16 protein-coding genes are annotated in these 16,412 nt (G+C 74.0%); 8 read left to right on the top strand and 8 right to left on the bottom strand.

Annotation, left to right across the window (positions count from 1 at the left end):
• Positions 1-27 precede the first annotated feature (27 nt).
• The 4 genes from AB0G79_RS09510 to fasR form a co-directional block, all read right to left on the bottom strand.
• The gene (locus AB0G79_RS09510) at positions 28-276 is read right to left on the bottom strand and encodes an acyl carrier protein (RefSeq protein ID WP_360802777.1); all 249 of its coding nucleotides are present in this window, start codon (positions 274-276) and stop codon (positions 28-30) included.
• A gap of 63 nt (positions 277-339) precedes the next feature.
• Entirely contained in the window at positions 340-1,371 is a 1,032-nt protein-coding gene (locus AB0G79_RS09505; RefSeq protein ID WP_360802774.1) for a ketoacyl-ACP synthase III, read from the bottom strand.
• Positions 1,372-1,389: 18 nt separating this feature from the next.
• Positions 1,390-2,307, bottom strand: coding sequence for an ACP S-malonyltransferase (locus AB0G79_RS09500; RefSeq protein ID WP_360802771.1), 918 nt, complete (start codon positions 2,305-2,307; stop codon positions 1,390-1,392).
• 89 nt (positions 2,308-2,396) lie between these two features.
• Entirely contained in the window at positions 2,397-3,578 is a 1,182-nt protein-coding gene (fasR, locus tag AB0G79_RS09495) for a fatty acid biosynthesis transcriptional regulator FasR (RefSeq protein ID WP_360802768.1), read from the bottom strand.
• A 94-nt stretch (positions 3,579-3,672) separates the two neighbouring features.
• On the opposite strand from fasR, the gene AB0G79_RS09490 reads away from it, so the two are divergent.
• Positions 3,673-4,365: a pirin family protein gene (locus AB0G79_RS09490; RefSeq protein ID WP_360802765.1), complete on the top strand. Its 693-nt coding sequence runs from the start codon at positions 3,673-3,675 to the stop codon at positions 4,363-4,365.
• 112 nt (positions 4,366-4,477) lie between these two features.
• Here AB0G79_RS09490 and AB0G79_RS09485 read toward each other — a convergent pair whose 3' ends face one another.
• A complete protein-coding gene (locus AB0G79_RS09485; protein ID WP_360802762.1) occupies positions 4,478-5,659 on the bottom strand; it encodes an Ig-like domain-containing protein in 1,182 nt (393 codons plus the stop codon).
• A gap of 231 nt (positions 5,660-5,890) precedes the next feature.
• Between AB0G79_RS09485 and AB0G79_RS09480 the strand changes: the two genes are divergently transcribed.
• The 5 genes from AB0G79_RS09480 to AB0G79_RS09460 all read left to right on the top strand — a co-directional run bounded on the left by AB0G79_RS09480 (position 5,891) and on the right by AB0G79_RS09460 (position 11,627).
• Entirely contained in the window at positions 5,891-7,075 is a 1,185-nt protein-coding gene (locus AB0G79_RS09480) for a peptidoglycan bridge formation glycyltransferase FemA/FemB family protein (protein WP_360803086.1), read from the top strand.
• Positions 7,072-8,766: a murein biosynthesis integral membrane protein MurJ gene (gene murJ / locus AB0G79_RS09475; RefSeq protein WP_360802759.1), complete on the top strand. Its 1,695-nt coding sequence runs from the start codon at positions 7,072-7,074 to the stop codon at positions 8,764-8,766. The genes AB0G79_RS09480 and murJ overlap by 4 nt, the downstream gene beginning before the upstream one ends.
• A gap of 61 nt (positions 8,767-8,827) precedes the next feature.
• Positions 8,828-9,508 (top strand): response regulator transcription factor, encoded by a 681-nt coding sequence (locus tag AB0G79_RS09470; RefSeq protein WP_360802756.1) that lies wholly within the window; start codon positions 8,828-8,830, stop codon positions 9,506-9,508.
• Positions 9,509-9,594: 86 nt separating this feature from the next.
• On the top strand, positions 9,595-11,031 hold the full coding sequence (locus tag AB0G79_RS09465; protein ID WP_360803083.1) for a HAMP domain-containing sensor histidine kinase: 1,437 nt from the start codon (positions 9,595-9,597) through the stop codon (positions 11,029-11,031).
• Positions 11,028-11,627, top strand: coding sequence for a hypothetical protein (locus AB0G79_RS09460; protein ID WP_360802753.1), 600 nt, complete (start codon positions 11,028-11,030; stop codon positions 11,625-11,627). Before AB0G79_RS09465 ends, AB0G79_RS09460 begins: the two co-directional genes overlap by 4 nt.
• A 38-nt stretch (positions 11,628-11,665) precedes the next feature.
• Here the strand turns inward: AB0G79_RS09460 and AB0G79_RS09455 are convergent, their stop codons facing one another.
• Positions 11,666-12,511 carry a serine hydrolase domain-containing protein gene (locus tag AB0G79_RS09455; protein ID WP_360802750.1) on the bottom strand — a complete coding sequence of 282 codons (846 nt, stop codon included), beginning with the start codon at positions 12,509-12,511 and terminating at the stop codon, positions 11,666-11,668.
• A gap of 77 nt (positions 12,512-12,588) precedes the next feature.
• Between AB0G79_RS09455 and AB0G79_RS09450 the strand changes: the two genes are divergently transcribed.
• Both AB0G79_RS09450 and AB0G79_RS09445 read left to right on the top strand, forming a co-directional pair.
• Entirely contained in the window at positions 12,589-13,008 is a 420-nt protein-coding gene (locus AB0G79_RS09450; protein WP_360802747.1) for a MerR family transcriptional regulator, read from the top strand.
• Positions 13,005-14,036: an aldo/keto reductase gene (locus tag AB0G79_RS09445; protein ID WP_360802744.1), complete on the top strand. Its 1,032-nt coding sequence runs from the start codon at positions 13,005-13,007 to the stop codon at positions 14,034-14,036. Before AB0G79_RS09450 ends, AB0G79_RS09445 begins: the two co-directional genes overlap by 4 nt.
• Positions 14,037-14,053: 17 nt before the next feature.
• Here AB0G79_RS09445 and AB0G79_RS09440 read toward each other — a convergent pair whose 3' ends face one another.
• Entirely contained in the window at positions 14,054-15,259 is a 1,206-nt protein-coding gene (locus AB0G79_RS09440) for an acyltransferase (protein WP_360802741.1), read from the bottom strand.
• Positions 15,256-16,254, bottom strand: coding sequence for an alpha/beta hydrolase (locus tag AB0G79_RS09435; protein WP_360802738.1), 999 nt, complete (start codon positions 16,252-16,254; stop codon positions 15,256-15,258). Before AB0G79_RS09435 ends, AB0G79_RS09440 begins: the two co-directional genes overlap by 4 nt.
• Between the last annotated feature and the right edge of the window lie 158 nt (positions 16,255-16,412).

Genomic DNA, 16,412 nt, shown 5'->3' with positions numbered 1-16,412 from the left:
GGCGTACCGGGCCAGCAGGGACCGAGATCAGCCCTGGTGGTTGAGGATGTAGGAGACGGCGTCGCCCACGGTCTTCAGGTTCTTGACGTCCTCGTCCGGGATCTTGACGTCGAAGCGCTCTTCGGCGGCGACGACGACCTCGACCATGGACAGCGAGTCGACGTCCAGGTCGTCGGTGAAGGACTTGTCCAGCTGGACGTCCTCGACCGGGATGCCGGCGATCTCGTTGACGATGTCGGCGAGGCCGCCGAGGATGTCTTCCTGGGTGTGAGCCATAGTGGCGCTCCTTCTTGCGGGGTTACTTCGGTAAGAGAAGGCGTACCGGATGATCCGGCGTGCCTAGGGGAGGGTAACGACCGTCGCGGCGTAGACGAGACCCGCCCCGAAGCCGATGACGAGCGCGGTGTCGCCGCTCTTCGCCTGCCCGGTCGCCAGGAGCCGCTCCATCGCGAGCGGGATCGAGGCGGCCGAGGTGTTGCCGGTGGTCTCCACGTCACGGGCGACCGTGACGTGCTCCGGCAGCTTCAGAGTCTTCACCATCGAGTCGATGATCCGCATGTTCGCCTGGTGCGGGATGAAGACGTCCAGGTCGTCCGCCGTGATGCCGGCGGCGTCCAGCGCCTGCTGGGCGACCTTCGCCATCTCGAAGACGGCCCAGCGGAAGACCGCCTGGCCCTCCTGCGTGATGGCGGGGAACTTGATCTCGCCCTGCTGGTTCAGGGGGAGCTTGGACACGTCGCCGACCTGGAACTCGTTCCACGGCACGGTCTGCTTGATCGTCTCGGACTTGTCGCCCTCCGAACCCCACACGGTGGGGCCGATGTGCGGGTCCTCCGAGGGGCCGACGATCACGGCACCGGCGCCGTCGCCGAACAGGAAGGCCGTCGCGCGGTCCTCCAGGTCCGTCAGGTCGCTGAGCCGCTCGACGCCGATGACGAGGACGTACTCCGCCGAACCCTCGACGATCATGCCCTTGGCGAGGGTCAGGCCGTAACCGAAGCCCGCGCAGCCGGCGGAGATGTCGAACGCGGCGGGCTTGCCCGCGCCGACCTTGTCGGCGATCTCGGTGGCGACGGCCGGAGTCTGCTTGAAGTGCGACACCGTCGAGACGATCACGGCGCCGATCTGCTCGGGCGTGATCCCGGCGGCGGCGATGGCCTTGCCGGAGGCCTCCACCGACATGGCGGTGACGGTCTCCTCCGGGGACGCCCAGTGGCGGGTGGAGATGCCGGAGCGCGAGCGGATCCACTCGTCGGACGAGTCGATCTTCTCGAGGATCACCTCGTTCGGCACGACCCGGGTCGGGCGGTAGCCGCCGACACCCAGGATCCGCGCGAACGGTGCGCCCTTACTGGCCTTGATCTTCGACATGCTTGTCGACACTCCTTCTCAGACGGCCGCGTGCTGGGCGATGAGCGTACGGGCCGCGTCGAGGTCGTCGGGAGTCTTGAGGGCCACCGTGGCGACGCCCGGCAGGGCGCGCTTGGCGATACCGGTCAGCGTGCCGCCGGGGCACACCTCGATCAGCGCGGTCGCGCCGAGCTCCTGGAAGGTCTCCATGCACAGGTCCCAGCGGACCGGACTGGCGACCTGGCCGACCAGGCGCGAGAGGACATCGGCGCCATCGGCGACGACCTGCCCGTCCTTGTTGGAGACGTACCGCACGGACGGCTCCGCCGGGGACAGCTCGGCGGCCGCCTCCTGGAGCTTCGCGACGGCGGGCGCCATGTGGTGCGTGTGGAAGGCTCCGGCGACCTTGAGCGCCACGACCCGGCGGACGCCCTCGGGCTTGTCCGCGTCCAGGGCCGCGAGCTGCTCCAGCGTGCCGGCGGCCACGATCTGGCCCGCGCCGTTCACGTTGGCGGCGGTCAGGCCGAGCTTCTCCAGGTGCGGGACGGTCACCTCGGGGTCGCCGCCGAGCAGGGCCGACATCCCGGTCGGGGTGATCGCGGCGGCCTCGGCCATCGCGAGCCCACGGGTGCGTACGAGGCGCAGGGCGGCGGTGTCGTCGAGGACGCCCGCGAACGCGGCGGCGGTGAACTCGCCGACGCTGTGACCGGCGACGGCGCCGGGGGTGACGTCACCGAGGGCCGCGGCCGAGAGCAGGCCGGCGGCGACGAGCAGCGGCTGTGCCACGGCGGTGTCACGGATCTCGTCCGCGTCCGCCTTCGTGCCGTAGTGGACGAGGTCGAGCCCGATGGCGTCCGACCAGGCCGCGATGCGGTCGGCGGCGCCGGGGAGGTCGAGCCAGGGAGTCAGGAAGCCGGGCGTCTGAGCGCCTTGGCCGGGAGCGACGAGTACGAGCACCCTCACACTCTCTCTTGCGGACGGCTCCCGGCGCCCGTGGGGACAAGGACGAAGAACCGTCGGGGGAATTGTTGGTCTTCGACAAAAGTCTAGGACTGGGGATCCGCGTCGGCCAAGCGTCCCAGAATGAGGGCGATCCGGAGCGTGAACGCCGAGCGGACGTCGGAGGGCGACCAGCCGGTGACGTCGGTCACACGTCGGAGCCGGTAGCGCACGGTGTTCGGGTGCACGAAGAGCATCCGGGCGGCGCCCTCCAGGCTGCTCGCCTGCTCCAGGTAGACACTCAGCGTCTCCAGGAGCGCCGAGCCCGCCTCCTCCAGTGGTCTGTAGATCTCCTCCACCAGCTGCTCGCGCGCCGAAGGGTCGGAGGCGATGGCGCGCTCCGGGAGGAGATCGTCCGCCAGGACGGGCCGCGGCGCGTCCTGCCACGCCGAGCAGGCCTTGAGACCGGCCGCGGCGGCCTGCGCGGAGCGGGTCGCGGCGAGCAGGTCGGGGACGACGGGACCGGCCACGACCGGACCGGCCGCGTACGGCCCGATCAGGGACTTCGCCACCGCGAGCGGGTTGTCGTTGCCGCCGGCGATGACGACGAGACGGTTCCCGAGGACGCCGGTGAGGACCTGGAGCTTCGCGTGCCGGGCGGCCCGGCGGATCGCCTCGACCGTCAGCTCGCTGTCGCCGTCGGGGGCGGTGCCGAGGACCACGCAGACGTGGTCGGGCGAGTTCCAGCCGAGCGCGGCGGCCCGCGAGACGGCGCCCTCGTCGGCCTCGCCGGAGAGCACCGCGTTCACCACGAGCGACTCCAGGCGCGCGTCCCACGCGCCCCGGGCCTCGGCGGCCTGCGCGTACACCTGGGCGGTCGCGAAGGCGATCTCCCGGGCGTAGACGAGCAGCGCCTCGCGGAGCACGGCCTCGTCGCCGGGGGCGGCGACCTCCTCGATCGCCGACTCCATGACCTCGATCGTCGTCCGGACCATCTCCACGGTCTGGCGCAGGGTGATCGCCCTGGTCAGCTCGCGGGGCGCGGTGCCGAAGACGTCCGTCGAGATCGCCTGCGGCGTCTCGGGCCGCCGGAACCACTCGGTGAACGCGGCGATGCCGGCCTGGGCGACCAGGCCGATCCACGACCGGTTCTCGGGCGGCATCGCCCGGTACCACGGCAGCGTCTCGTCCATGCGCGCGATGGCGCCGGCGGCGAGTCTCCCGGAGGACTGTTCGAGGCGCTTCAGGGTCGCGGCGTGCGGATGAGCGGCGTTCGTGGGTTCTGGCACGGGGACAAGACTGCCTTATCGGGGCGCCGACGTGCGGGGGCGGGGCTGATTCCCCTCGGACGCCGGCCGTCGGGGGAGGGCTACGGTGACCCCCGTGACACGTATCCGGACACGCATCCAGCGCGCGGGCGAGCGGTACCCCGGGGGTGACCCCGCCGCCGGGATCGAGACCCGGCACGCCCTCTCCTTCGGGCCGCACTACGACCCCGACAACCTCCGCTTCGGCGCGCTCCTCGCCTGCAACGAGGAGCGGCTCGCGCCCGGTGCGGGCTTCGACGAGCACCCGCACAGCCACACCGAGATCGTCACCTGGGTCGTCGAGGGCGAGCTCACCCACCACGACACCACGGGTCACACCACGCTCGTCCGCCCCGGCGAGCTCCAGCGGCTCAGCTCCGCCGGCGGTGTCCGGCACGTCGAGCGCAACGACGGCGCCGCGCCCCTGGTCTTCGTCCAGATGTGGCTGGCCCCGCTCGCGCCCGGTGGGGAGCCCTCGTACGAGGTGGTGCGCGGGGGCGCGGGCTCCTGGTCGTACGCCCTGCCGGAGGCGGACGCGCTGCTGCACGTCCACCGCCCGCGCGCGGGGGAGCGGATCGCCCTGCCGGCCGCCGACTTCACGTACGCGCACGTCGTACGGGGCGGGGTGACGCTCGGCGGCGGCGAGGAGCTCGGACCCGGCGACGCCGCCCGGATCACCGATGCCGAGGGGGACACCCTCGTGGCCACGGCCGACGCGGAGCTTCTCGTCTGGGAGATGCGGGACTGGCGCAAGGGCCTGGGCGGCTGAGGCCGGGGCGGCCGGCGCCGGGGCCGGGGCGGGCGGCGCCTGGGCCGCCGGGGCCGGGGCCGGAGGGCCCGAGGCCGGGGCGGGCGGGGCCCGGAAGGCCGCGACCGGCTCTTCAGGCGAGCGCGCTCTTCGCCTTCCACGCCTCCCAGCCCAGGTTCCACGCCCCGTAGCCGTTGCCCTCCGCCACGACCCCCTTCGTGTCGCGGCCGGTGATCTCGACGGGGTCGCCGACCCTCACGGAGGCGTAGAAGGAGGCGGCGTCCTCGTCGCTCATCCCGATGCACCCGGAGCTCTTGTTGGCCCTGCCGAAGTAGGCCGCGTTCCACGGGGCCGCGTGCGCGTACATCCCCGACCAGGTCAGCCGTACCGAGTAGTCGACCATCTTGTCGTAGGCGTCGCCGAGGCCCACGGTCTCCGAGTTCATGTTGATCGTGCCCTCCTTCGCCATCACGACCGCCGTCCCCCGCCAGGACCGCTTGTCCCCGCCCGGCGTGCCGCCGGAGACCGGGATCGTGCGGACCGGCCGCCCGTCCCGCTCCAGGGTCAGCCGCTGCCGGTCCAGGTCGACCTCGACGACCTGGGCGGCGCCGACGGTGAAGCCGGTGCGGTAGTCCCGGACGAACCAGCCGCCGCCCGAGTCCGTGCCGTTCAGGTCGGCTTCGAGCGTGACCTCCGTGCCGGGCTTCCAGTACTCCCGGGGCCGCCAGTCGACGCGGTCGCGGCCCGACCAGTCCTTCACCCAGCCCCAGGACCCCTCGGTCGCGTTGGAGGTGGTGACCTTCAACTGCCGCTCCACGTCAGCCTTCCGTGTCACCGGAAGGTCGAAGACGATCGACAGCGGGTGCGCGATCCCCACCGTCGTGTTCTTCCCGGGCGCGAGGGTCAGCTTGTTGACCGCCTTCGGCTCGGGCGTCACGAAGGAGGACCGCGTCGTCGACTCCGCGCCGTCGGCGGCCCGGGAGACCACCTCCACCGTGTACGAGGTCCCCGGAGCGGCCCTGCGGTCCGACGTCCACCGCGAACCGCCCGCGCCCGTACGGCCCGTGAGGACGACACCGTCCTCGTCGGCGACCTTCACGGAGGCCAGGGTGCCGCCCGACGCCGTCACGGAGACGGGCCGGCCGGCCGCCCTGTCCACGACGGCCACCTTCACCGGACCGGCCGCCGGAGCACCCGTGGACGGCGACGACGGGGAGCCCCCGGGCCCGCTCGCCGCCTGCGCCGAGCACGCGGTGAGCGAGACGGCGAGGGCGACGGCCGACAGGGTGGAACGGGACGCGCGCAGGGGCAGCACGAAGGACCTCCGGAGCAGGAGAGGGGTGGGCGAGAAGAGGGGGATGCCCGGACTGTAGGCCGCCCCGGCCGTTCCCGCGCGCCGGAAACCCCATGTGACGGGGGCTGCGGCGGAACGGTCACGGTCCGGTCACATTGACCGCGCGGCTCCGTCGCATTCGGCTGTGAGCCTGCTGTGCGCCCCCACCCCGAGGGGCGGAACCAGGAGGCCCCCGTTGTGTCAGCGCTGCTCGTGACGGCCGCACCCACCGACCGCCGTGCCCCCGTCGCCCCCGCGGGCCCGGTCCGGCTCGGTCCCGTGTCCCCCGAGACGTACCGCGCGTTCCTCGCCCGCCGCGCCACCGGCGCCGAGGGCCCCAGCTTCCTCCAACTCCCCGCCTGGGCGCGGGTCAAGGGCGGCTGGAGCCACCAACTCCTCGGCTGGGGGCCCGAGTCCGGAGCGCTCACCGGTGTCGCCCTCGTCCTCCTCCGCCCCTTCCCCGGCACCCGCAAGTACTTCGCCTACCTCCCCGAGGGCCCCGTCGCCGACTGGTCCGACCCCGACCTCGACGGCTGGCTCTCCCCGCTCCTCGGCCACCTGCGGGCCGCGGGCGCCTTCGCCGTGCGCATCGGGCCCGGGCCCGCGTACCGCCGCTGGAACGCCGCCACCGCCAAGGCCGCCGCAGGACCCGGCCGCCGGCTCGCCGACGTCCTCGCCGACGAGGTCGACCCCCTCGGCACCGTCGTCGCCGAGCGCCTGCGCGCCCGCGGCTGGCGCAAGTGCGGCGGCGACTCCGAGGACGGCGCCGACGCCCAGCCCCGCCACGTCTTCCAGGTCCCGCTGACCGGCCGCTCCACCGACGACCTGTGGTCCGGACTCAACCAGGAGTGGCGGCGCAACGTCCGCAAGGCCCGCAAGTCCGGCGTCGAGATCACCGTCGGCTCCGCCGCCGACCTCCCCGAGTTCTACCGCCTGCTCCGCGTCACCGAGGAGCGCGACGGCTTCCGCCTCGGCCGCTCCCTCGCGTACTACGAGCGCCAGTACGCCGTCCTCAACGCCGAACACCCCGGCCGGATGAAGCTCTACCTCGCCCGCCACGAGGGCGAGATCCTCGCCGCCCACACCATGGTCACCGTCGGCGGACGGGTCTGGTACCAGACCGGCGCCTCCGCCGACCACCGCCGCGAGGTCCGCCCCTCCAACGCCCTCCAGTGGCGCATGCTCCTCGACGCCCACGCCTCCGGCGCCGCCGTCTACGACCTGCGCGGGGTACCCTCCACCCTCGATCCGGACGACCGCGCCCACGGGCTGCTCCGCTGGAAGCTCGGCACGGGCGGCCAGGTCGTAGAGACGCTGGGGGAGTGGGAGACGCCGATGCAGGGAACGACGAACGGGGCGCTGTACCGCGCCTTCCAGGCCTACCTGGCCCGCCGATGACGGCCACGCTCACGGCCCCGAAACCGCACAGGAAGACCCCCTCCGCGCTGCGCTCCGGCGCCCTCATGGCCTCCGGCTCGCTCGTCTCCCGCGCCACCGGCTTCGTCCGCGCCGCCGTCGTCGCCGCCGCCCTCGGCGCCGGCTACGTCGCCGACGGCTACGCGGTCGGCAACTCCGTCCCCACCATCGTCTACACGCTGCTCCTCGGCGGCGCCCTCAACGCCGTCTTCGTCCCCGAACTGGTCAAGGCCGCCAAGGAGCACGAGGACGGCGGCGTCGCCTACACCGACCGCCTCCTCACCCTCTGCGCGCTCGCCCTCGCCGTCCTCACGGCCCTCGCCGTCCTCGCAGCGCCCGGGATCGTCGACGCGTACACCGACTACGCGGGCGAGAGGCGCGAGACGACGATCGCCTTCGCCCGCGCCTGCCTGCCGCAGATCCTCTTCCTCGGCCTCTTCACCCTCCTCGGGCAAGTCCTCAACGCCCGCGGCCGGTTCGGCGCCATGATGTGGACCCCGGTCCTCAACAACGTGGTCGTCGTCGCCGTCTTCGGCCTCTTCCTCCTCGTCTCCGACGGCGGCGGACTCACCCCCGGCGAGACCGCGCTCCTCGGCTGGGGCACCACCGCCGGCATCGCGGTCCAGGCCCTCGCCCTCGTGCCCTCGCTGCGCGCCGCCGGCTTCCGCTGGCGCCCCCGCCTCGACTGGCGCGGCAGCGGCCTCGCCGCCCCGCTGCGCTCGGCCGGCTGGCTCGTCCTGCTCGTCCTCACCAACCAGGCCGCGTACTGGGTGACGACCCTGCTCGCCACCTCGGCGGGTTCCACCGTGAGCGGGGGCGGCCTCGCCGCGTACAACAACGCCTACCTCCTGTGGGCCGTCCCGCACGGCATCGTCACCGTCTCCCTCGTCACGGCCCTGCTGCCCCGCATGAGCGGCGCCGCCGCCGACGGCGACCTCGCGGCCGTCCGCCGGGACGTCGCCTACGCGCAGCGGACGAGCGCCGCGGCGGTCGTCCCCGCCGCCTGCGCCCTCTTCGCCCTCGCCGTCCCCCTGATGACGGTCGTCTTCGGGTACGGGAGGACCGGCGCCGCCGACATCCGCGTGATGTCCTGGATCCTTGTCGCCTTCGCGCCCGGACTCGTCGCGTTCTCCGGGCAGTACGTGTGCACCCGCGCCTTCTACGCCCTCCGGGACACCCGCACCCCGTTCCTGCTCAACCTCGTGATCGCCGGCCTCAACGCGGGCCTCTCCCTGGCCGCGTACCACTGGCTCCCGCGCCACTGGGCCGTCGCCGGGATGGCGGCGGGGTACTCGCTGGCGCTGTGGGCGGGCTGGGGCCTCACGGCGTACGTCCTCCGGAGGCGGCTCGGGTCCGCCGACCGCGCGAGCGAAGGGTCCGCCGACCGCGCGAGCGAAGGGGGCGCGGGCCTTGCGAGCGAAGGGGGCGCGGGCCGAGCCCTCGGGCGCCTCCTGATCGTGGCCGTCCCCGCCACCGGATACGCCCTCTTCGTCACCGACCTCACGGTCACGGCGGCCGGCCCGTTCACGGGCGCCCGGGCCGGCGCGGTCCTGGCCGGCCTCGCCGGCGGGCTCACGGTCGTGGCCGCCTTCGCCGCCCTGGCCCGCCCCCTCCGCCTCACCGAGGTCCAGTCACTCGTCGGCGCGGCCAGGGCACGGCTCCACCGCACCTGACCTCCCCGGCTACCTCCCCCTCCCCCTCAGCCGTCCGCACCGACCTTGGGATACTCCCTCCATGCCCCGCGTGCTCCTCATAGAAGACGACCCCTCCGTCCGCGAAGGGGTCGAGCTCGGGCTGCGGCGCCGCGGGCACGAGGTGCGGACCGCCGCCACCGGCGAGGCCGGACTCGCCGCGCTCGACGAGTTCCGTCCCGACCTGCTCCTCCTGGACCTGATGCTCCCGGGCATGAACGGCGTCCAGGTCTGCCGCCGGGTCCGCGAGGACAGCCAGCTCCCGATCATCATGCTGACCGCGCGCGGCGACGACTTCGACGTCGTCGTCGGCCTGGAGGCCGGTGCCGACGACTACATCGTCAAGCCCGCCCGCACCGAGGTCATCGAGGCCCGCATCCGGGCCGTCCTGCGGCGCATCGAGGAGCCCGGCGGGGGCCGCCCGGCCGTCGAGTTCCACGGCGAACTCGCCGTCGACCGGGCCGGACTCACCGTCGCCAAGTCCGGCGAACGCGTCGCCCTCGCCCCCTCCGAGCTGAAGCTGCTGCTCCACCTGTCGGCCGCGCCCGAGCAGGTCTTCAGCCGCCAGCAGCTCCTCGAACACATCTGGGAGCACAGCTACCACGGCGACGCCCGGCTGGTCGACGCCTGCGTCCGCCGCCTGCGGAACAAGATCGAGGACCCCGGCGAGCCCCGCTACATCCAGACCCTGCGCGGGTTCGGCTACCGCTTCGGACCGCTGTGAAGACGTGCGTGGCCCCGGCGGCCCCCGCGGAGGACCCCGCGGCGGTCCCGGCCGCGGGCCGCCGGAGGAGGGCCCGCGCCCCTCGTCTGCGCCCCCACCCCTTCGGCCTCCGCACCCGGCTCGTCCTCGCGTTCCTGCTCGTCGCCGCCGTCGGCTGCGGCACCACCGCCGCGCTCACCTACCGGGCGGCCCGCAGCGCCATCCTGGAGCAGACCCAGGACACCGCCGTCTCCGCCTTCCGCGAGCAGGTCGACGCTTTCACCGTCAACCTGCCGCCCAGCGGCGAGGACCTGCGCGACATGGCCCTCCAGATCGCCCGCCAGGGCAAGCCCCGCCCGTGGCGGGTGTACGCCGAGTACGGCACCCTGCGCGTCTCCTCCACCGACCGCCCCGGCTCCTCGGTCATCACCCCCGAGCTCAGGGCCCGCGCGACCGATCGGGACGCCACCCCGCACGGCAGCTTCCAGCGGGTCGTCAAGAACGGGACGCCGTACCTGACGATGGCCGTCCCCGCCGTCTTCCGGCACTCGCCCCGGGGGACGGCCCAGCCCACCGGACTCGTCGTCTACGCGGTCATGGAGCTCGACGAGGAGGAGGCGAACATCGAGGCGATGGTCGCCGCCGCCCGCGACGGCGCGCTGCCCGCCCTCGCCGTCGCCCTGATCCCCGCGCTCCTCGCCGCGCGAGGGGTCCTGCGCCCGGTGCGGGAGCTGCGCCACGCGGCCCACAGCATGGGCGCCGGCCGCCTCGACACCCGCATCCACTCCAAGGGCCGCGACGAACTCGCCGACCTGGCCCGGACGTTCAACGAGTCCGCCGCCGCCCTCGAACGGTCCGTCACCGAGCTCCGCGAGGCCGAGGCCCGCGCCCGCCGCTTCGCCTCCGACGTCTCCCACGAACTCCGCACCCCGCTGGCCGGGATGCTCGCCGTCACCGAGGTCCTCGACGAGGACGCCGACTCCGGCACCCTCGGCAGCGACACCGCCCGCGCCGTCCGCCTGATCAGCGCGGAGACCGGCCGCCTCGCCGTGCTCGTGGAGGACCTGATGGAGATCTCGCGCTTCGACGCGCGCGCCGCCGAGCTCCACACCGACGAGCTCGACGTCGCCGACTGCGTCCGCATGACGCTCAGGAACCGGCACTGGACCGACCCCGCCACCGTCGTCCAGGAGCTCGCCCCCGGCATCCGCGCGCGCCTCGACCCGCGCCGCTTCGACGTCGTCGTCGCCAACCTCGTCGGCAACGCGCTGCGGCACGGCGGCGCCCCGGTGACGGTACGGGTGTACGCGGCGGGGGACCACGTCGTGACCGAGGTCGCCGACCGGGGCCCTGGCATCCACCCGGACGTCCTGCCGCACGTCTTCGACCGCTTCTACAAGGCCGACCCGGCCCGTACCCGCTCGGCGGGCAGCGGCCTCGGACTGGCGATCACGCTGGAGAACGTACGTCTGCACGGAGGCACCGTGGAGGCCGCCAACCACCCCGCCGGCGGCGCCGTCTTCACCGTACGGATGCCGCTGTGAGCCGCCGCGCCCGCGTGACCGCGTCCCTGTGCGGGCTGCTGCTGCCGCTCACCGCCTGCGGCATCCAGGGCACCGACGTCGTCGAGGCGGGCGGCGCCGCGACCGCCGGGGTGAACATCCCCGACGAATGGCCGCTGCTGTACTTCGTCGGCCCGGACGGCACCTCGATGCCGGTGGTCCGCGGCGGCGGGCTGCCGTTCGACGGGTCCGGGGAGGTGCGGAGCGGCCCGGGGCTCGCCGACCCGACCCGTACCGATCCCTCGGGCCACGGGCCCGTCGCCACCGACAAGGTCCTCGCCGCGCTCCTCGCGGGCCCGCGGCCGGACGAGGTGACGGCGGGCCTCACCACGGCGCTCCCGCGCGGCGCCGGTTCCCCGCACGTCTCCGAGGACGAGTCCGGCGGCACGGACGACCGCCGGCTCCTGCTCCTGCGGGCCCCGTTCCCGGTCACCGGCCTGTCGGCTGCCGCCGTGCGCCAGCTGGTGTGCACGACGGTCCACGCGGAGGACGGCACCGGCCGCGCCGAGGTCACCGTGACGGGCCCGGACGGGGCCCTGCCCACGGCGACCTGCGAACACGGCCGGAAGATCGACTAGGCAGCGCCCGGGGGCACCCCCTAGGGGCGAGTCGCCCCCTACAGGCCCCGCAGCCCCGCGAGGACCGCGTCCGTGAACGGCGGCCAGGCCTCGACCGCCCACGCCCCGAAGGGCCGGTCGGTGAGCGCCACGCACGCGGCCCGCGCGTCCGGGTCGACCCACAGGAAGGTGCCCGCCTGCCCGAAGTGCCCGAAGGTGCGCGGCGAGGAGGTCGCGCCGGTCCAGTGCGGGGACTTGGAGTCGCGGATCTCGAAGCCGAGCCCCCAGTCGTTCGGCTTCTGGTGCCCGTAGCCGGGCAGGATGCCGGTCAGGCCGGGGTACGTGACGGTCATGGCGTCCAGGACGGTCCGGGCGTCGAGCAGCCGGGGCGCCTGCACCTCGGCGGCGAAGCGGACCAGGTCGTCGACGGTCGACACGCCGTCCTTCGCGGGCGAGCCCTCCAGCGTCGTCGACGCCATGCCGAGCGGCTCAAGGACGGCCTGGTGCAGGTACTCGGCGAAGGGGATGTCGGTCGCCTTGGCGACGTGGTCGCCGAGCGCCTCGAAGCCGGTGTTCGAGTAGATCCGGCGGGTGCCGGGGGCCGCCATGACCCGGTTCTCGTCGAAGGCGAGCCCCGAGGTGTGGGCGAGCAGGTGGCGGACGGTCGAGCCCTCGGGCCCGGCCGGCTCGTCGAGGTCGATCGCCCCCTCCTCGTACGCGACGAGGACGGCGTACGCCGCGAGCGGCTTGGTGACGGAGGCGAGCGGGAAGCGCCGCGAGGTGGGACCGTGCGACCCGGCGAGGGTGCCGTCGGCACGGACGACGGCCGCCGCCGCGGTGGGGACGGGCCAGTTCTCGATCAAGGCCAGGGTCGACGCGAGGCCCGGCACGCTGCTGCTCTCCATGGGGCCGAGCCTACTTGCTCCACCCGAGGCCGGTCCTACTTGCTTGGAGTGCACTCCAACCTTTTAGCGTGGGACCCATGAGCGTGATCGAGAGCACGACCGGGCTTGCCGGGAAGGACCGCTACACGATCAGTGAGGTGGCCGCCATCACCGGGCTCACCGCGCACACCCTGCGCTGGTACGAGCGGATCGGCCTCATGCCGCACGTCGACCGTTCGCACACCGGGCAGCGCCGCTTCACCGAGCGGGACCTCGACTGGCTCGCCTTCGTCGGCAAGCTGAGGCTGACCGGGATGCCGGTCGCCGACATGGTCCGGTACGCCGAGCTGGTGCGCGAGGGCGACCACACCCGGGACGAACGCCGGGAGCTCCTGGAGGCCACCCGGCGCGACGTCCTCGGCCGGATCTCCGAGCTGCAGGACACGCTCGCCGTGCTCGACATCAAGATCAGCCATTACGGGAACCACGGGACCGCATGCGGAGGCACACCTTCATGACCAGCGTGACCAGGATCGACACCGTACGCCTCGGAGCCGAGGACCAGGACGGCCCCGAGATCGGCGTCCAGGGCTTCGGCGCCATGGGCATCAGCGAGTTCTACGGGGACACCGACGAGGCCGCGGCCCGCGACACCCTCGACGCGGCCCTGGAGGCCGGCGTCACCCTGATCGACACCGCCGACATCTACGGCAGCGGCGCCAACGAGGAGTTCCTCGCGCCCTTCCTCGCCGCCCGTCGCGACGAGGTCACCCTCGCCACCAAGTTCGCCATCGAGCGGCGCCCGGACGACCGCGCCTACCGCGGCGTCCGCAACGACCCCGCCTACATCAAGCGGGCGGCGGAGGGCAGCCTGCGACGCCTCGGCGTCGAGACGATCGACCTCTACTACATGCACCGCCGGGACCCGGAGATCCCCTTCGCCGATTCGGTCGGCGCCATGGCGGAGCTCGTCCAGGAGGGGAAGGTCCGCTTCCTCGGGCTGAGCGAGGTCACCGGGCCCGAGCTGCGCGAGGCGTACGCCGTGCACCCGATCGCCGCCCTCCAGTCGGAGTGGTCGCTCTTCTCGCGGGACGTGGAGCGCAGCGCGGTCGGCGCCGCCGCCGAGCTCGGCGTGACCTTCGTGCCGTACTCGCCGCTCGGCCGCGGCTTCCTGAGCGGGGCGTTCGCGGACGCCGGGAAGGACCTGTCGAGCAGCGACTTCCGCCAGTACCAGCCCCGGTTCACCGGCGAGAACGCGGAGCGGAACGCCACCCTCCTCGACCCGGTACGGAAGATCGCGGCGGCCCACGGGGCGACCCCGGCGCAGGTCGCGCTGGCCTGGGTGCAGCAGCGGGCGGCGGTGCACGGCCTGACGGTCGTCCCGATCCCCGGCACCCGCAAGCGCTCCCGCCTCCTGGAGAACGCCGCCGCGACCCGGATCACCCTCACCCCGGAGGAGCTGGCCGAACTGGAGCCGATCGCGGGCCTGGTGGCGGGCGACCGCTACCCGGACATGAGCCTCACGTCGGCGGCCCGCGAGGTCTGAACCCCGCTCGGGGGGATTCACGCGAGCCCCAGGGCGAAGGCCCCGAACCCCGCCGCGAGCACGCCCGCGAGGACGCGGCGGGTCCGGCCGGCCTTCGCCCAGGGGGACTCGAAGCCGCGCGCGTACCGCCCGACGAGGACGAGGAGACCGGCGAAGACCGGCATCCAGGCGAGGCGGGCGAGGATCCAGCCGGCCGAGTCGGGGGCGCCGACGAGTCCGGGGACCTCCCCGGCGTACGAGGCGGGGATCGCGGCGGCGAGCATCGCCGTCTGGTGCCAGCACAGGATCGTCATGGCGGACAGGTTGACGATCACGACCGGCGCCCAGAGCGCGGGCCGCTTCAGGAGCCCGCCGATCCGGTCGCGGAGCAGGATCGCGGCGCCGCTCTGCGCGGCGGCGAGGGCGAGGACGAGCAGCGACGGCGGGTGCGAGTTGGTGCGGGCCTCGCCGGGGACGCCGACCATGGACGCCGGGTAGCCGAACTGGAGCAGGAGGGCGGCGAAGAGCGCGGTCCCGCCGAGCAGCAGGGCCCAGGCGTGGCGCCGGGTGACGCGGCCCTCGCCCCAGGAGACGCCGAGCTGGTAGGCGAAGAGCCAGCCGGGCAGGATGTTCAGGAGGCTGAGCCAGGACGGCACGGCGTCGGCGTACGGCCCGTACCGCAGGAAGTCGACGACGGCGACGGAGCCGAGGAGCGGCGCGGCGGCCCAGACGCCGAGACGGCGGGCGGCGCGGACGCAGTACGGGGTGAGCGCGGTGACGACGGTGTAGACGCCGACGAACCAGAGTGGCTGGATGACGAGCGTGGACGCCGTGCGCAGGGTGTCGACGGGGACGCCGAACCCGAAGTGGAGCAGGGGGAGCAGGGCGGCCCAGACGGCGGTGACGCCGAGGACGGGCCGGCCGAGCCGGGCGAGGCGGCCGCCGAGCCACGCGCGCGTGGAGCCCTTGCGGCGCCGGTAGGAGAGGACGGAGGCGTAGCCGCCGACGAGGAAGAAGATCCCGAGCATCTGGAGGAACCAGCTGGCGGGGGCGAGGGCGGCGAAGGTCCCGAGCGGGCTGGCGTTGTGGATCGCGCCGTCGGAGGAGAGGGTGAAGCCGCCGAGGAGCCAGTGCCCGGTGGGGACGGCGAGCAGCGCGAGGGCGCGGAGGCCGTCGACGGCGCGGTCGCGGTGGGCGGGGGTGGAGGACTCGATCCGGCGGGCCAGCTTCGTCAGGGAGGTCATCGGACGTCCCCTTCGGCGATCGCGGCGAACGCGCGCAGGGAGGACGTCCCGGCGGCGAAGTACCCGGCGTGGCCGTCGGCGTCCCCGGCGGGGACGGGCCGGGCGCCGAACTCCGGATCGGTCGGGTCGGTGCCGTGGCCGAGTCCGGCGAGTTCGACGTTCGGGACCCTGTCGATCCAGTCGGTGGGGTCCTTCGCGGCCCAGACGCGGGCGGAGGTGCCGAGCGCGGCGACGTTCGCGGCGCGCATGCCGGGGGAACCGAGGACGACGAGGTCCTTGGCCTTCAGGTCGTGGGCCGCGAGGCCGCAGACGACGGAGCCGTAGCTGTGGCAGAAGACGGAGGGCCGGGCCGCCCCGGCGGGCCGGACGGCCACGAGCCCGTCGACGAAGCGGGTGAGGCGCTCGGCCCCGGCCTCGGCGAGCCGGCCGGTGGCGGCGTCGAGGCCGACGCCGACGGGGGTGGTGTACCCGGCCCAGGCGACGACGGCCGTCCGTCCGCCGGTGGCGCGGTGCAGGGAGGCCGCCATGTCGGCGAGCGGCCGGACCCGGCCGGCGTCGACGTCGGAGCCGGGGACGATCACGGCGACGTTCTCGGCCCGGGCGAGGTCCCCGTGGACGAGGACGGCCTGTCCGCGCCCGCGCGGGTCGTGGGCGAGCACCCGCGCGCCCCCGTCCTGGGAGAAACGATCCCGCGTGCCGCGCTCGTTGGCCGCGTACCGCAGGGCGGGGGGAGCCCCGTCCAGGTTCCCGACGACCGTCGGGTACCTCCGCGCCAGTTCCTCCTGTCGTACGGGATCGAGTCCCGCGAAGAACCGCGCGATCTCGACGGCCCCCGTCGCCCAAGGATCCGGCAACCCGGCGGCACGCCAGGCGCCCGTCCCCTCGGGAGGTCCGGTGACGGGGTCCTGGGCGTCACCGGACGCCCAGCCCGCCGTCCCGGCGGTCACGGCGGCGACCAGGGCCAGGGTGGTGAGGGTCCTCGTGAAGCGGCGCATCCGTCGCTCCCTCCCTTTTCTCTCGCTCGTTCTCGGCGAGGGAAAAGTAGGAAGACGGCGGGTGACGGCACGTCACACCGGGGAGCCAACCTCGGACCGGTACCGGGGTAGGGGGTGGAGGAGAGGCCGTCCCCAGGCGGCGGGTGGGGTTATCCCCC

The organism is Streptomyces sp. NPDC020807 (assembly GCF_040641575.1).
Lineage (GTDB): Bacteria > Actinomycetota > Actinomycetes > Streptomycetales > Streptomycetaceae > Streptomyces.
Note: the sequence above shows the minus strand (reverse complement) of the source record. Positions and strands in the feature narration are given on the sequence as shown.

Bases quoted from the DNA above. Each gene is read 5' to 3' on its own strand.
- AB0G79_RS09510 (WP_360802777.1), bottom strand. From the start codon at position 276: ATGGCTCACACCCAGGAAGACATCCTCGGCGGCCTCGCCGACATCGTC.
- AB0G79_RS09505 (WP_360802774.1), bottom strand. From the start codon at position 1,371: ATGTCGAAGATCAAGGCCAGTAAGGGCGCACCGTTCGCGCGGATCCTG.
- murJ (WP_360802759.1), top strand. From the start codon at position 7,072: ATGACGGCCACGCTCACGGCCCCGAAACCGCACAGGAAGACCCCCTCC.
- AB0G79_RS09470 (WP_360802756.1), top strand. From the start codon at position 8,828: ATGCCCCGCGTGCTCCTCATAGAAGACGACCCCTCCGTCCGCGAAGGG.
- AB0G79_RS09455 (WP_360802750.1), bottom strand. From the start codon at position 12,511: ATGGAGAGCAGCAGCGTGCCGGGCCTCGCGTCGACCCTGGCCTTGATC.
- AB0G79_RS09450 (WP_360802747.1), top strand. From the start codon at position 12,589: ATGAGCGTGATCGAGAGCACGACCGGGCTTGCCGGGAAGGACCGCTAC.
- AB0G79_RS09445 (WP_360802744.1), top strand. From the start codon at position 13,005: ATGACCAGCGTGACCAGGATCGACACCGTACGCCTCGGAGCCGAGGAC.
- AB0G79_RS09440 (WP_360802741.1), bottom strand. From the start codon at position 15,259: ATGACCTCCCTGACGAAGCTGGCCCGCCGGATCGAGTCCTCCACCCCC.
- AB0G79_RS09435 (WP_360802738.1), bottom strand. From the start codon at position 16,254: ATGCGCCGCTTCACGAGGACCCTCACCACCCTGGCCCTGGTCGCCGCC.